Genomic DNA, 15,384 nt, shown 5'->3' on the forward strand with positions numbered 1-15,384 from the left:
GTGAGGAAGCCGCCGGACTGGTGGGACCAGAGGCGGGCGTAGGTACCCTCGCGGGCCAGCAGTTCCGCGTGCGTGCCCTGCTCGACGATCGTGCCGCGGTCGAGCACCACCAGCTGGTCCATGCGCGCGACGGTGCTCAGCCGGTGCGCCACCACCAGAGCCGTCCGTCCCTCCATCGACCGCCACAGCGCGTCCTGCACCAGGATTTCGCTCTCCGAGTCCAGCGCGCTGGTCGCCTCGTCCAGCAGCAGGATCGGTGCGTCCCGCAGGATCGCGCGGGCGAGCGCGACGCGCTGCCGCTGACCGCCCGAGAGCTTCACCCCGCGCTCCCCGACCAGGGTGTCGAACCCGTCCGGCAGCGCTTCGGCGAACTCCGTGACGTGCGCGGCCTTGGCGGCCCGGTACACCTCCTCGTCGCCCGCGCCGGGGCGGGCGAAGGCTATGTTCTCGCGCAGCGTCCGGTGGAACATCGCCGGTTCCTGCGGCACGTAGGCGATCAGGCCGCGCAGCTCTTCCTGGCGCAGCCGCGAAATGTCCTGGTCGCCGACGAGAATGCGGCCCCCGTCGACGTTCATCATCCTCAGCAGCAGCCGGCTCAGCGTGGTCTTCCCGCCGCCGGACCGGCCGACCAGGCCGAGCTTGCCGCCGCCCGGCACCAGGAGGTCCAGACCAGTGAACAGTGGGGGCGCCCCGGCGTGCCCGAACCGCACGCCCTCGAAACGCACCTCGAGGCTCGTGCCGGTACGCGTGCCGGTCCGCAGCGGTTCCGGCGACGGCGGGTCGAGCACGGTCGGCGGATCGAGCAGCAGGTAGGTGAACTGGGCGGCCTCGGTGAGCGAGCTTTCCAGCCGCCGGTAGATCTGGTTGAACTCGAACATCACGCGGGTGGCGTTGGTGTAGTACGAAAACGTCACCACGATCGCCTCGACACCCATTTTTCCGCCGGTCACCCCGACCGCGATCAGCAGCCCGAGCACGTTGGTCAGCACCGACAGCGGGGTGACCACGGTGTCGATGCGCAGGTTCGCGTAGTCCCAGGACCGGATGTTGAGGCGGCGCAGTTCCCCGACCCGCGCCCGGTGCTCGGCGGCTTCGCGTTTCTCCGCCGCGAAGGCCCGCACCGTCTCCATGTTCGCCAGGCTGTCCGCGATGTGCCCCGACACCCGGGCCGAGGCCGCCTCCCGCCGGTCGACCAGCGCCTGGCGCCGCCGCACCAGCGGCGCGACGACCAGCCCGGTCAGTGTGATCATCCCGACCAGGACCGCCACCAGCAGCGGGTCGTAACGCCAGAGCACCACCGAGGCGAACACCAGCGGCGCGATGTTGGCGACCACGTTGAAGGCCAGGGTGTCGACGAAATCCTCGAACCGGGCCGCGAAGCTGATCAGGCGTTTGGTCAGCGAACCGGCGAAGTTGTCGTGGAAGAACGCCGCGTCCTTGGCCAGCAACTCGTCCATGCCGGTGAGGTAGAGGTCCTCGATCCCGCGGGCGTCCGTCCTGGACAGACAGTGGATACCGAGGCGCCACAACAGCTCGCCTCCGAGCAGGAGACCGGCGAAGGCGAGCAGGTACGGCAGCAGGACGGAGAATCCCGCGCCGTTTCCGGACAGTCTCCCGGCGAGCGCACCGATGGCCAGTGGAGCGAGATAGGCCAGGCAGGTGTTTCCCAGTGCGGGCACCAGAAGTCCCGGCACGGCGAGCCTGCGGTGGCGGGCCAGCACACGCCCGTAATGGCGCAGTGCCAGCAGCATGGCGTCCTTCCGGCGCGAGGAATTCCTGAACGAATCCCCGTCGTCGTCCCGTTCCGCGGGCTCGGACATTCCTCCCCCTCCCCGGCCCGGTGGCCGCTGGGCGAGGATCCATGCTGTCGCAAAGCCGACGAAGAGCGCGACCGGTTTTCTAGGGAGTGACGATCGGGAAGGATTCGTCCGGCGTCTGCAGCAGTCCCCTCAACCTGGTCAGCGCCGAGAGGTCGCCTTCGTGCCCGATGTCGTCGAGCCCCTGCCCGGCGAGCAGGCCGGGCAGTTGCCGCTTCGCCAGGGTGAGGGTGAGATCCGGCCGCACCGTGCTCTTCGGATTCCCGGTCTGGATCAGCGCGCCGTGGGACAGTGCCAGGCGCACCGTGGTGCCGGAATCGGTGAACCGCCAGTCGATGACGAGGGATTCGGCGGCCGCCCGGAGACCGTCGACGCGAATCGCCAGTGCGTCGAACACCTGCTCCACGGTGAGCGCCTCCAGCAGGCCGCGGGACGGAGTCAGCGGAAGGCGTTCGACGCCGTGGCGCAACTCGTGGGCACCGGTGAGGTAGAACGTGCGCCAGGTCGCGTTTTCGCTGCCGTAGCCCAGTTTTTCGTAGACCTCGGCGAGCGCTTCCCTGGCCGCGTCGTCGCCGGGGTCGGCGAACACCGCGTGCTTGAGCAGTTCGGCGGCGAAGCGCAGGTCGCCCTCGTCGGCATAGCGCCGCGCCTTGTCGCGGACGGCCTGCTGCCCGCCGATCACCTCGACGTAGCGCACGGCGGCCGCCTCGGGCGGATGCGGCCACAGGGACGACGGATGGCCGTCGAACCAGCCCAGGTAGCGCTGGTAGACGGCCTTGACGTTGTGGCTGACCGACCCGTAGTAGCCGCGGGCGTGCCAGGCGGATTCCAGCGCCGGGGGAAGCGTGAACCGCTCCGCGATCTCGGCCCCGGTCAGGCCGTTGTTCAGCAGGCGCAGGGTCTGGTCGTGCAGGAAGGCGTAGAGATCGCGCTGTTCGGTCAGGAAACGCACGATCTCGCCGGTGCCCCAGGTGGGCCAGTGGTGGGACGCGAAGGCGACGTCGGTGCCGGAGGCGAACAGTTCGATCGCCTCGTTGAGGTACCGCGACCACCGCCGCGGGTCGCGGACCTGCGCGCCCCGCAGGGTCAGCAGGTTGTGCAGGTTGTGCGTGGCGTTCTCGGCCAGGCAGAGCGCGCGGTGGCCGGGGAAGTGGAAGTTCATCTCCGCGGGCGCTTCGGTTCCCGGCGTGAGCTGGAAGACCATGCGCACCCCGTCGACGGTCTCCTCCTGACCGGTGTGGGTGATGTCGGTGGTGGGCGCGATCAGGCCGATCGAACCGCGGGAGAGCGCGATGCCCAGGCCGTTGCTCACCTGCCCGGCCGGGCTGGCGCCGAGCGGCGCGCCGTACATGTAGCTCGCGCGGCGGGCCATCGCCGTGCCCGCGTAGACGTTTTCCGACACCGCGTGCGCCAGGAAGCCTTCCGGCGCCAGGATCGGGACCTCGCCCGCGCCCTCGGGAAGCACCCCCGGCACGCCGCCGAAGTGATCGATGTGCGAGTGGGTGTAGATCACTCCGGTGACCGGCCGGTTCCCCCGGTTCCGCCGGTAGAGGGCGATCGCCGCGGCCGCGGTTTCGGCCGAGGTCAGCGGATCGATGACGATGACGCCGGTGTTCCCCTCGACGAGGGTCATGTTGGAGATGTCCAGGCCGCGCACCTGGTAGATCCCGCCGGTCACTTCGAACAGGCCGTGCACCCGGCACAGCCGCGCCTGCCGCCACAGGCCGGGGTGCACCGTGTCCGGGCGCTCGCCGTCGAGGAAATCGTAGGGCCGCAGATCCCACACCAGCCTGCCGTCGGCGGCCTCGACCGTGCACGGATCGAGCCGGTCGACCAGCCCCCGGGTGGCGTTGTCGAAGTCCGTCCGGTCGGCGTAGTCCAGACCCATGGATGCCCTCCACCACCTGCGAAACCGGCACTCGGTCCAACGTCGCACCCCCCGGGGGGAGGCGTGAACACCCGTTCCGGATGAGCCGGCCGTCGTGCGGGGCGGGCCCCGGTCCCGCACGACGGGGACGGTTCACCGGAGTGCGGCGGCGAACTCCGACAGCCTGGACAGCGCCTCGGCGAGCACGTCCGGGGAGACGGCGTAGCTGAGCCGGAGGTGGTCATCGGCGCCGAACCCCGTGCCCGGGACGAGACCGACACCGGTGACGTCCAGGAGCCGGGCGCAGAACTCGTCGGAGGTGCGTAGTGGGACACCCTCGTGCGTCCGGCCCAGCAGCCCGGACACGTCCGGGAACAGGTAGAACGCCCCGTCCGGCAGGACGCAGCGCACCTCGGGTATCCCGGTCAGCGCACGGTGGCCGAAGTCGCGGCGGTCCCGGTAGCTCGCGATGTCCCGCCACGGCACGTCGTCCATCGCGCCGATCGCCGCGTACTGCGCCACCACCGAGGCGTTCGACGTCACCTGCCCCTGGAACCGCTTGATCCACCGCGCCAGCGGGGACGGTGCGGCCGTGTAGCCGATCCGCCAGCCCGTCATCGCGCAGCTCTTCGAGATCCCGTTCACCACCACGGTCCGTTCCCGGAGCTCGTCACCGAGTGCGGCGATGCTGGGCACCGGGCCCGGTCCGTAGTGGAAGTGCTCGTAGATGAGGTCCTCCACCACGTACAGATCGTGGCGCAGCACCACCTCGGCGAGTTCGGCCAGCTCGGCCCTCGTGTAGGTGGCTCCGGTCGGATTGCCCGGGCTGTTGAGCACGACCGCCTTGGTCCGTTCGGTGACCGCCGCCTCCCGCCGCGCCGCGGTGAGCTTGAACCCGGATCGCTCATCGGTGGCGGCAAACACCGGCACCGCCCCGGCCGCCCGCACCTGCTCCGGGTAGGTGACCCAGTAGGGGGACGGGATCACGACCTCGTCCCCGCTGCCGCACAGCACGAAGAAAGCATTGTACAGGGCGTGTTTCGCGCCGGCGGACACCACGATGTCGTCCGGTCCGTAGCGCAGGCCGTTGTCCTCGGCCAGCTTCCGCACGATCCGTTCCCGCAGTTCGAGGACACCGGCCACCTCCGTGTAGCGGGACCGCCCGTCGTCGATCGCCTTGCGTGCCCAGAGGGCGGCCGACTCCGGCATCGCGAAGTCCGGTTCGCCCACCGAGAGGTTGAGCACCTCCTCTCCGGCATGCCTGCGCGCGGCCAGCCGGGCGTTCAGCGACAGGGTGGGCGAGGCAGCGAGGCCGGTAGCGCGTGTGGACAGTGTTTTCATGTCAGGGGTCTGCCCTTCGTTTCCGGAGTGAGCATCGTCGTGACGATCCCGACCGCGACCAGCACCACCAGATAGCAGGAGAACAGCCATTCCAAGCCGTGCACGTGAAGCCAGGTCAGCACGTACGGCGCGGTGCCGCCGAAGAGGGCGACCATGATCGAGTAGGGGACGCCGACGCCCGAGGCGCGCACGTGGGTCGGGAACAGCTCGGCGAAGTAGGCGGGCATGATGCCGACGAACGCGCCGAGGAAGAACAGGGCGAGCGCCATGAGCAGGCCGAGCCGGAGGGCCGAACCGTTCAGCGCCGCCATGAGCGGGAACGACAGTACGAGGAACGCGGCACCGTAGACGAGGAAGACCGGCTTGCGGCCGAACCGGTCGGACAGCTTGCCCCACAACGGCAACGTGACCATGAAGAACAGGTTGGCCGCCACCGTGGCCCACAGCCCCGCGGTGGCGGGAACCCCTTTGGTGGTGATGGCGAAACCGGAGATGCCGACCGCCCACACGTAGTACACCACGGTGACCCCGGCGGTCATCCCGAGGATCCTGGCCAGGCTCACCTTGTTCCTGGCCAGTTCGCGCACCAGGTGCCGAAGGCCCCGCGATCCCGGCTCCGTCTCCGCGGTCTCGCCCGCGGACTCGGTGTAGACGTCGGTCTCGCGCAGGGTCCTCCGCAGGTACAGGCCGGCGAGGCCGAGCAGGCCGCCCAGCAGGAAGGGCAGGCGCCACGCCCAGTTCCGCAGCGCCTGCTCGCCGAACAGGCTCGACCCGGCAGCGCCGACCAGGGAGGCGAGCACGATTCCCGCGGTGACCGAAACGTACATGCTCGTCGCCCACAGCCCGCGCCGCGACGGCGGCGCGATCTCCGCGACGTAGGTGTACGATGCGGCGATCTCCCCGCCGTGCGCCAGCCCCTGCAGCAGCCTGGCCAGGAGCAGGATCAGCGCGGCACCCGTGCCGAGGGTGCCGTGCGTCGGGGCGAGCCCGATGACGAGACTGCCCGCCGCCATCGTCATCATGGAAGTGGTCAGCGAGAACCGCCTGCCCCGCCGGTCGGCGAGCCAGCCGAAGACGAAGCCGCCGAGCGGCCGCATCAGGAAACCGACCGCGAACACGGCCAAAGTGGACAGAAGCGCACTGGTCGCGTTACCCGAGACGAAGAACTGCTTGGCGAAGAACGGCGCGAAAATCGCGTAGACGCTCCAGTCGTACCATTCCAGGGTGTTACCGATGCCCGCGCCGAGCAGGACGCGGAACCGGCCGGGCCTGCCTTCTGCCTGTGCGCGCCCGGTCTCGGGCGCGGAAATGGGAGCCGCCATGGATCCTCCAATGTGTACTTCAGCGAGTCAGGCCCTGGCCGCCGCGACGCCCGCGACGCGGCCGAACACCATGCCCCGCAGCACGGACGTGCCGCCGGGGTACTTGCCGTGATAAATGCCGGTACACTCCCCTGCCGCGAACAACCCCGGGATGGGGGCATCCTGTTCGTCGACCACCCGTGCCCGGTCGTCGGTTTCCAGTCCGCCGAAGGTGAACACGATCGCGCAGGCGACCGGATAGGCCAGCAGTGGCGGCTCGTCGACCGGCAGGGCCCAGTTGCTCTTCGGCGGGGTGAGGCCTTCGGTCCCCTTGCCGTCGGGCGAGCGCCAGTCGAACTCTCCCGCCATCACCGAGGCGTTGAACCCGGCAACGGTCCGCGCCAGCCGCTCGGGGGGAAGGCCGAGTGCCTCGGCCAGTTCGGACAGGCTTCCGGCGGTGATCGGCCTGCCGCCGGTGAGCAGGCCGCGGGCCCGGTCGGCGACCCGCTCGAACTTGCGATCGGTGATGAAGTAGGCGATCCCGTCCGGCTGCGCCCACACCGACCGCGCGATGCTTTCGTAGGTTTCGTCGACGGTGCCGCGCCCCTCGTCGACGAACCGTTCGCCGTCGCGGTTGACGAGTATCCCGTACGGGAACACCATGACCAGGGCTTCCGGGTCGCCCGAGCGCGGGTCCACCGGCTCGGCATGGAAGCAGTCCCACTGCCCACCGCGTTTCGCACCGGCATCGAGCGCCATGCGAATGCCCTCACCCTTGTTGAACCGCACTCCCGGCGCGATCGGCAGCAGGGTGCCGACGTCCCCGCCGAGCGCCTTGGCCAGCGCGACCTCGTCACCCTCGAAGCCGCCGGAGGCGATCACCACCGCACGGGCGGTGAGGACCTCCTCACCGTCGTCGCCGGTGACCACCACACCGCCGACCCTCCCGCCTTCACCGAGGACCAGGCGGTGCGCCGTGGTGCCGTAACGGAACTCGACGCCGAGTTTCTCCGCGACCGGCCGGAGGGTGCCGAGCAGGCCCTCACCGCCCCCGACGGGCTGCAGGCGGGGACGGTTGCTGTTGATGAAGTAGGTGGGGAAGCGCCGGAAGCGGGCCCCGTGGCCCTGGATCCACTCCATCGTTTCGGGCAGGCGCTCGACGAGCGCCTCCACGTACCGGGAAGGCGTGCGGCCGCCGGAAAAGGCAACCACCTCCTCCACAAAGGACTCGCCGGGCTCGTAGACGTCGTCGAGGCGAAGGTAGGCGGAGGTCCAGCGGGTGTTGCCGCCCGCTTCCCCGGGGCTCGCACGGTCCACCAGGACCACCCTGGCACCTTCCTCGGCCGCCGCGACGGCGGCCGAAAGGCCCGCGATACCCGCGCCGATCACCACGACGGGATCCGGCGACGTTGCCGATGTCGTCATGTCTTCCGTCCTCCGGTCGGTCAGGCCCGCGGGTTGAAGGGATCCTTGACACCCTGGCCGGTGTCCACCCAGACGCTTTTCTCTTCGGTGTACTCGCGCAGCGCGTCCGCGCCGTTTTCGCGACCGAGACCGCTTTGCTTGTAGCCCCCGAACGGGGTGGCGTAGGAGGTCTTGCGGTAGTTGTTGATCCACACCGTGCCCGCGCGCAGGCGGCCCGCCACGCGGTGGGCGCGCTGCACGTTGCCGGTCCAGACCCCCGCGGCGAGCCCGAACTGCGTGTCGTTGGCGATGCGCACCGCCTCGTCCTCGTCGTGGAACCGGATGAGCGAGGCGATCGGACCGAACACCTCCTCCTGCGCGATCCGCATGTCGTTGGTGACGTCGGCGAACACCGTCGGCCGCACGAACAGCCCGCCGGGCAGGCCCTCGACCTCCGCCACGGTCCCCCCGGCGACGAGCCGGGCGCCGTCGGCCTTGGCCACCTCGACGTAGGACAGCACCTTGTCGAACTGCGGGCGGCAGGCCACGGCGCCCATTTCGCTCGCGGGGTCCCGCGGGTCGCCGACCTTGATCGCCTCGGCGCGACGGGCCAGTTCCTCGACCACCTGCTCGTAGATGCCGTCCTCGACGAGGATCCGGGAACCGGCCATGCAGGTCTGGCCACCGGCGCCGAAGATTCCGGCGACCAGGCCGTTGATCGCACTGGTGAGGTCGGCGTCGGAGAAGACGATGTTGGGGGACTTCCCGCCCAGCTCCAGCGAAACCCGCTTGAGCGTCTTGCCCGCCTGTGACGCGATCGCCTGGCCGGTGGCGGTCGAGCCGGTGAACGCGATCTTGTCGACGCCAGGGTGCCCGGTGAGCGCGGTCCCGGAGGGGCTGCCCAGTCCGGTCACCACGTTGAACACGCCCGGCGGCAGGCCGGCCTCCGCGGCCAGTTCCGCGAAGCGGATCGCGGACACCGGAGTCACCTCGGACGGCTTCGCGATCACCGTGTTGCCCGCCGCGAGCGCCGGGCCGAGCTTCCACACCAGCAGCAGCAGCGGTGAGTTCCACGGGGTGATCGCCGCGACCACACCGAGCGGCTCGCGCACCGTGTAGTTGATCATCTGCTGCACGTGCAGCGGGTTCGTGGTGCCGGTCGGCATCTGGGCCAGTCCGGCGTAGTAGTTGAAGTACTCGGGCATGAGCCGGGCCTGCCCGGCCATTTCGCGGATCAGCTTGCCGTTCTCGCCGACCTGCAACCGCGCGATCTCGTCCGCGTGGTCGGCGATCGCCTCCCCGAAGCGGATCAGGAACTTCGCGCGGTCGGCCGCCCGGTAACCCGGCCAGTCTCCCTCCTCGAACGCGCGCCGCGCGCTGTCCACGGCGGCGTCGACGTCCTTGGTGGAGGCGTTGGGCACCTGGGCCCACACCCGGCCGGTGGCCGGGTCGGCCACGTCGAGGTACTCCCCGTCGACGGGGGCGATCTGCCGGTTGCCGATGAACAGGCCGTAACGGGTGACACCCTCGACGGAGGTGTCCGGCAGTGACTGGGGCATGGTGCGCCTTTCCGATGGGTGTATGACGCCGAGAAGGCTAAGCGATTGTCCCACAATCGGTCAATCAAAACCTTTCTACCAGCGATTATGCTTCCTTTGCACCGAAAGATCATCGACGTGCTTTGACCTACAATCGGACAATGGCTAGGCTGGCGCCGTGAAGGTGACCCATGCCGCCGCACCGGTCCGCGCCCAGGCGGTCGAAGCCATCCGGGCCGAGATCGTCAACGGTGCGCTCAAACCAGGGCAGCGCCTCGTCGAACGCGAGCTGTGCGAGCGGCTGGACGTCTCCCGCAACACCGTGCGCGAAGCGTGCCGCCAGCTGGAGGCGGAGGGTTTCCTCGTCATCCCCCCGCACAAGGGACCGATCGTCGCCCGGCTGTCCGAAGAGGAAGCCAGGGCGATCTACGAAGTGCGCGAAGCGCTGGAATGCTTCGCCGTGCGCCTGTTCGTGGAGCGGGCCTCGGACGAGATGGTGGCCAAGCTCCGGGACGCGGTCGCCAAACTCGGGGCGGCGCACGACTCGGGCCGCGTTTCGCGCATGCTCACCGCAAAGAACCGGTTCTACGACGTGCTCTACTCGGGGGCGGGCAACGACGTGCTGCACCAGCAGGCGCGACTGCTGCACGGGAGGCTCGCCCAGCTCCGGGCGCGGTCACTGACGCACCAGGGACGGCCGCGCGCCAGCATCGAGGAGATCGAGGAGGTCGTGGGCAGGATCGCGGCCCGCGACGCCGACACGGCCAGCGCCCTGTGGCGCAAGCACATCCACAACGCCGCCGCCACCGCCCTCGCGTCCTGACCCGCACGGCTGCCCCCGGGCTCACGGGGGCGGCACGACCTCGCCGGTGGTGCGCCCGTGCTCGTCGAGCATCCAGCCCATCCGTTTCGACGTGCGCAGGTTGATCCCGCTGTCGCGGACGGACAGCCACGGCAGGCGCGTCCCGATCAGCCGTTCCAGCCGGGTCAGGTCGGTCAGGGAGCTGGTCCACACGGTGAACGCGATGTTCGCGTCCCCGGTGACGGACGAGCACATGCGCAGTTCGGGCAGGGTCGCGAGCGCCTCAATGGTGCGCTCCTGATCGGCGGGGGCGACGCTCGCGGTCCACGTGCTGCTGATCGGGCGCCCGGTCAGCGACTGGGCCACCTCGCAGCGGAACGACAGCAGCCCCGAAGCCAGCAGCCGCGCCAGTTGCCGCCGCAGCGTGGCGGGGTTGCGGCCGGTCAGCCGCGCGAGATCGGCCGCGGAGCGGCGGCCGTCCCCGGCGAGCGCCTCGATCAGCGGTCCGGCGTTCGGGGGCGGCGTCACGCCGGGCGTGGGCCTCATCCCCCGCGCCGCCGCTTCGAAGGCCAGTTCCCTGCTCCGGCTGAGCGCGCCAAGCCGCCAGTGGCCGCCGTCCCGGTGCAGGGTGGTGACCACGGAGGTGCGCTGGCGTTCGACCCCGGGCAACGCGGTCAGCTCGTCGAGCACGAACGCCGTCAGCCCGGCCAGATCACCGGTGATGACGGTGAGCAGCAGGTCACGCCCGCGCGTCGACTCCTCGACCGTCACCGCCCGCCGGTCCGCGCAGACCGCCCGCACCACCTCCGCGCGCGTCCCGGGCAGACAGTCCACTTCGACCAGTGCGAGGACCACCCGCCGGTAGTCCCCGCCGCGATGGGCGGTGACCCAGGCGAGCCCCGCTTCCCGTAGGCGGGCCCACCGGCCCGCCAGGGTCGCGGGTGTGGAATCGAGGATCCGCGCCGCCACCGCCCAGCTCACCCTGGGCGCGATCTGCAGGCCGTGCAGCAGTTCGAGGTCCCGTTCGTCCAGATCGTCGGGATGCACGAAAACCTCCAGAAAGGCCATTTCACTGCACGAATCGAGCTGTTTCGTCCCGTCGAACATAGCGGCACGCAGACTGTTGCGAAAGCTCATCCCCGAAGGAGGCACAGCATGTCGGTGGTCGTCCAGGCACGGGCCATGGCGGGCGAACTCGCCGCCCTGCGCCGGTCCCTGCACCGGCGGCCGGAGGTGGGCCTGCACCTCCCCGGAACCCAGGAGCGGGTGCTCGCCGCGCTCGACGGACTACCGCTGGAAGTCACGACCGGCCGCGACTGCACCTCGGTCACGGCCGTCCTGCGCGGCAGCGGCACCAGGACCGGCGGCGGCACCGGCACGGTGCTGCTGCGCGCCGATCTGGACGCGCTGCCGGTCCAGGAGGAGACGGGGCTGGCCTTCACGTCCGAAGTGGACGGTGCGATGCACGGGTGCGGCCACGATCTGCACACCGCCATGCTCGTCGGCGCCGCACACCTGCTGTCCGCGCGGCGCGACCGGCTCGCCGGGGACGTGGTCTTCATGTTCCAGCCCGGCGAGGAGGGCTGGGAAGGCGCGCGGACGATGATCGGCGAAGGGGTGCTGGAGGCGTCCGGCCGCCGCGCCGACGCCGCGTACGCCCTGCACGTGTTCTCCACGCTCGGCCCGTCCGGGCAGTTCTCCACCCGCCCCGGGGTGCTGCTGGCGGCCTCGGCGACCCTGACGGTCACCGTGCACGGACAGGGCGGGCACGGCTCCGCCCCGCACCAGGCCAAGGATCCGGTGCCGGTGCTGGCCGAGATGATCACCGGCCTGCAGGCCGCGGTCACCCGGCGGTTCGACGTGTTCGACCCCGTGGTGCTCACCGTCGGTGTGGTCCGGGCCGGGACCCGCAGCAACATCATCCCCGAAACCGCCACGTTCGAGGCCACGATCCGCTCGTTTTCGGCCCGGTCGCAGGCCAGGATGCGGGAGGTGGCGCTGCGGCTCGTCCACGGCATCGCGGACGCGCACGGTTTGGAGGCCGAGGCGAGCTACGACGAGGGGCGCCCACCCACCGTGAACCAGCCCGGCGAAACCGCGTTCGCCGCGGACGTGGTCGCCGAAACCTTCGGCGACCACCGGTATTCCCCTTTGGACAATCCGTTCACCGGAGCCGAGGACTTCGCCCGCGTACTCGCCGAAGTGCCCGGTTGTCTCCTGGCGCTGGGCGCACTGCCGCCCGGCGCCGACCCGGCGAAGGCGGCGTTCAACCACAGTCCGCACGCCGTCTTCGACGACGCCGTCCTGCCCGACGGGGCGGCCCTGCTGACCGAACTGGCCCAGCGCCGGCTCGACCTCCTCCCCGCTGAAGGAGACCACTGATGACCGAAACCGCCCAGCAGACGCCGCCGATCGTCGCCCGCCGCACCCCCCAGCTCATCGGCACCGCGCTCGGCCACGCACTGGAGTGGTACGACTGGGGGATCTACGCGATCTTCGTGCCGTTCTTCGCCGGCCAGTTCTTCCCCGGCGGCAGCCAGCTTTCGGCGGTGCTCTCCAGCCTCGCGGTGTTCGCGGTCGGCTTCGTCGCCCGCCCGGTGGGCGGATTCGTCTTCGGCTGGCTCGCCGACCGGATCGGCCGCCGCACCACCATGTCGGCCACCGTGGCGACCATCGCCGCCGCCAGTTTCGCCATCGGCATCTCCCCCACCTACGCCACGGTCGGCGCGTGGGCCTCGCTGATCCTGCTGCTCGCCCGCGTCGTGCAGGGTCTGGCCTGCGGCGGCGAACTGCCGTCCGCCCAGACCTACCTGTCCGAGATCGCGCCCGCCGGACGGCGCGGCAGGTGGTCGAGCCTGATCTACATCGCGAGCGTGTTCGGCAACACGGTGGGCGTGCTGCTGGGCCTGGTGCTGACCCTGACGCTGACCACCGGCGAGATGAGGTCCTTCGGCTGGCGGATCCCGTTCCTGCTCGGCGGAGTGCTCGGCCTCGTGGCCGTCTACATGCGACGGAAGATGGCCGAGACCGAGACGTTCACCGAGGCCACGGCGGAGAAGGTCAGGCTGTGGCCGGAGATCGTGCGCCACCGCAGGCAGGCCGCCCAGGTCGTGGGGCTGTCCGTCGGGTTCACCGTCGTCTACTACTCGTGGGTGATCGCCGCCCCGGCGTACGCGATCGGCTCGCTGCACGTCTCCTCGAGCGGGGCGCTGTGGGCCGGGGTGGCGTCGAGCGTGCTGCTGATGGGCGTGATGCCGTTCTGGGGCGGGCTTTCCGACCGGATCGGCCGCAAACCGGTGCTGCTGTTCTCCACGCTGGGCAGTGCGGCGGTGCTGTTCCCGGTGCAGTGGTTCGCGCGCGACACCGCGTGGCACCTGTTCCTCGGCATGGCACTGGCGGCCGTGTTCATCTCCGCCGGGGTGTCGATCCTGCCCGCCGTCTACGCCGAGATGTTCCCGACCCGCATCCGCGCCATCGGGCTCGCCGTGCCCTATTCGATCGCCGTCGCGGCCTTCGGCGGCACCGCGCCGTATCTGCAGACCTGGATCGGTGCGCAGTTCGGCCGGTCGGCCTACACCGGCTACGTCGTGCTCCTGCTGATCGTGTCGGGCCTCGTGATCGCCACGCTGCCGGAGACCCGCGCGAAGGAGCTGAGGTGAGATGAGGCTGCTCGACGCGCTGGCCGCCGGTGAGCCCGGAATCATCGATCTGTCGCAACCGCTCCGGGACGGGATGCCGTGCTCGCCGACCCATCCGGGCTTCCACCTCGCACTGGCGCGACGGCACGGTGACTCGGTCCGCCCCGACGGCATGACCGGCTCGCACGAGCTGATCACGATGGGCGGCCACGTCGGTACCCATATGGATGCGCTCTGCCATGTGGCGGTGGACGGCCGGATGCACGGCGGCGTCCCGGTCGCGATCGAGCAGGGCCGCTACACCCGGCACGGGATCGACGAGGTGCCGCCGATGGTGTGCCGCGGGGTGCTGGCCGACGTGCCCGCGCTGCGGGGCACGGACCGGCTCGCCCCGGGCGAGCCGGTCACCGCGGCGGACCTCGACAGTGCCCTCGACACTGCCTTCGGCGGCGTGGGCGTGCGCCGCGGCGACGTGGTGCTGATCCGCACCGGATGGCCGCAACTGTGGGACGATCCCGCCGCGTATCTCGGGACCGGCAGCGGCGTGCCCGGTCTCGATGCCGGCGGTGCCCGCCGCCTGGCCGAGGCCGGGGTACGGGCCGTCGGCGGCGACACCCTCGCGCTGGAGCACATTCCCGCGGGCGCCGGGCTCGGCAGGCTGCCGGTGCACCGGATCCTGTTGCAGGACGCCGGAATCAACCTCATCGAGGTGATGAACCTCGAAGCACTGGCCGCGACGGGCGCCCGGGAGTTCGTGTTCGTGTGCGCGCCGCTGCGGATCGTCGGGGCCACCGGTGCGCCGGTCCGCCCCCTGGCCCTCGTCGGACCGTAAGGGCCTCCGCACCCGGCCGTGAGGGGCGCACGGCTCAGCGCAGCCGGGCGTGCTGCTCCAGCACGCGCTCGGGGGACGCGGACGGCGGGATGCTCGCGAGCAGAACGTCCGCCTCGGGCAGGTCCGCGTGCCCGAGCCAATGCTCCTCGGGCACGAGCGCGATGCCCGGCTCGCCGCGTGGCGCTTCCACACCGTCCCCGGCCCGCAGCGCGAGGGTCCATTCGAAGTGCCCGGCCACGTTCGCGAGCGAGGAGTAGGCGGAAAGCGCCTCCCGATCGACGACCCGGGCGTCCCCCTCGGCCGCCCGGGCGTCGAGCAGGACGAGGGCGACCGGGAGGGTGCCCAGCCTCCCCAGCCACTCCGCAAGGTACATCGACGCGCTGTCGGCGTGGTCCTCGCCGACCTCGGCGAGCGGGGTCCCGGCGAGCGCGTGCGCCCGGGCGAGCCATCTCGCCGGGGACGGCACGTCGAGGACGACCTGCCGTCGCGTCGCTTCGGCGAGGGTGCGCACCGTCGTGAGCACACTGTCCACTCCGGACTCGGCGCCGAGCAGGGTGCGCAGGGCGTAACCGGTCCGGGAACGCGCGCCCATCGCGGCGAGGAGATCCGGCTCGGCACCGAGGTGCGCGCCGTAGAGCGCCTCGATGTCCACCCACAGTGCGTCGGGGTCGAGCAGGGCGTGGACCTGTGCGGCGTGCCCGGCCAGCGCGGCGAGATCGGTCCACGGGACCGGCGCTCCCTGGCGGAGGACGGTCACCGCGTAGGCGTCCGAATCGACGAGCAACGGCCGGGCGCGCCCGCTCGGCGTGGCCGCGACGAGGGACTGGAGTGAGGAGGGCATGGC

General features: G+C 70.9%; 12 protein-coding genes. 4 read left to right on the forward strand and 8 right to left on the reverse strand.

The genetic code is table 11. The features are described 5' to 3' along the window. The 6 genes from FNH05_RS14505 to FNH05_RS14530 form a co-directional block, all read right to left on the reverse strand. The coding region (locus FNH05_RS14505) for an ABC transporter ATP-binding protein (protein WP_222426615.1) at positions 1-1,820 on the reverse strand (1,820 nt) is incomplete at its 3' end. 79 nt (positions 1,821-1,899) lie between these two features. Further along, complete coding sequence (locus tag FNH05_RS14510) at positions 1,900-3,705, reverse strand: alkyl/aryl-sulfatase (RefSeq protein WP_144588403.1); 1,806 nt, start codon at positions 3,703-3,705, stop codon at positions 1,900-1,902. 132 nt (positions 3,706-3,837) lie between these two features. Continuing rightward, a complete protein-coding gene (locus FNH05_RS14515) occupies positions 3,838-5,025 on the reverse strand; it encodes a pyridoxal phosphate-dependent aminotransferase (protein ID WP_144588405.1) in 1,188 nt (395 codons plus the stop codon). Beyond that, on the reverse strand, positions 5,022-6,347 hold the full coding sequence (locus tag FNH05_RS14520; protein ID WP_144588407.1) for an MFS transporter: 1,326 nt from the start codon (positions 6,345-6,347) through the stop codon (positions 5,022-5,024). The genes FNH05_RS14515 and FNH05_RS14520 overlap by 4 nt, the downstream gene beginning before the upstream one ends. A 27-nt stretch (positions 6,348-6,374) precedes the next feature. Beyond that, complete coding sequence (gene tcuA, locus FNH05_RS14525) at positions 6,375-7,751, reverse strand: FAD-dependent tricarballylate dehydrogenase TcuA (RefSeq protein WP_144588409.1); 1,377 nt, start codon at positions 7,749-7,751, stop codon at positions 6,375-6,377. A gap of 20 nt (positions 7,752-7,771) precedes the next feature. Continuing rightward, complete coding sequence (locus FNH05_RS14530) at positions 7,772-9,289, reverse strand: aldehyde dehydrogenase (RefSeq protein WP_144588411.1); 1,518 nt, start codon at positions 9,287-9,289, stop codon at positions 7,772-7,774. Between the two features lie 157 nt (positions 9,290-9,446). Here FNH05_RS14530 and FNH05_RS14535 point away from each other — a divergent pair, with 157 nt between their 5' ends. Further along, complete coding sequence (locus tag FNH05_RS14535) at positions 9,447-10,091, forward strand: GntR family transcriptional regulator (RefSeq protein ID WP_144588413.1); 645 nt, start codon at positions 9,447-9,449, stop codon at positions 10,089-10,091. Between the two features lie 21 nt (positions 10,092-10,112). Here the strand turns inward: FNH05_RS14535 and FNH05_RS14540 are convergent, their stop codons facing one another. Next, positions 10,113-11,207 (reverse strand): Lrp/AsnC family transcriptional regulator, encoded by a 1,095-nt coding sequence (locus tag FNH05_RS14540; protein ID WP_246127732.1) that lies wholly within the window; start codon positions 11,205-11,207, stop codon positions 10,113-10,115. 18 nt (positions 11,208-11,225) lie between these two features. Between FNH05_RS14540 and FNH05_RS14545 the strand changes: the two genes are divergently transcribed. Genes FNH05_RS14545 through FNH05_RS14555 form a run of 3 tightly spaced genes read left to right on the forward strand, consistent with a single transcriptional unit; the run spans position 11,226 to position 14,540 of the window. Continuing rightward, positions 11,226-12,452: a M20 family metallopeptidase gene (locus FNH05_RS14545; RefSeq protein ID WP_144588415.1), complete on the forward strand. Its 1,227-nt coding sequence runs from the start codon at positions 11,226-11,228 to the stop codon at positions 12,450-12,452. Next, on the forward strand, positions 12,452-13,729 hold the full coding sequence (locus tag FNH05_RS14550; RefSeq protein WP_144588417.1) for an MFS transporter: 1,278 nt from the start codon (positions 12,452-12,454) through the stop codon (positions 13,727-13,729). The genes FNH05_RS14545 and FNH05_RS14550 overlap by 1 nt, the downstream gene beginning before the upstream one ends. Position 13,730: 1 nt before the next feature. Continuing rightward, entirely contained in the window at positions 13,731-14,540 is an 810-nt protein-coding gene (locus FNH05_RS14555; RefSeq protein ID WP_144588419.1) for a cyclase family protein, read from the forward strand. 34 nt (positions 14,541-14,574) lie between these two features. On the opposite strand, the gene FNH05_RS14560 is transcribed toward FNH05_RS14555, so the two are convergent. After that, positions 14,575-15,384 (reverse strand): hypothetical protein (locus FNH05_RS14560; RefSeq protein WP_246127733.1); only part of this gene is annotated, 810 nt, incomplete at its 5' end.

It is taken from the genome of Amycolatopsis rhizosphaerae (assembly GCF_007713715.1).
Lineage (GTDB): Bacteria > Actinomycetota > Actinomycetes > Mycobacteriales > Pseudonocardiaceae > Amycolatopsis_E > Amycolatopsis_E rhizosphaerae.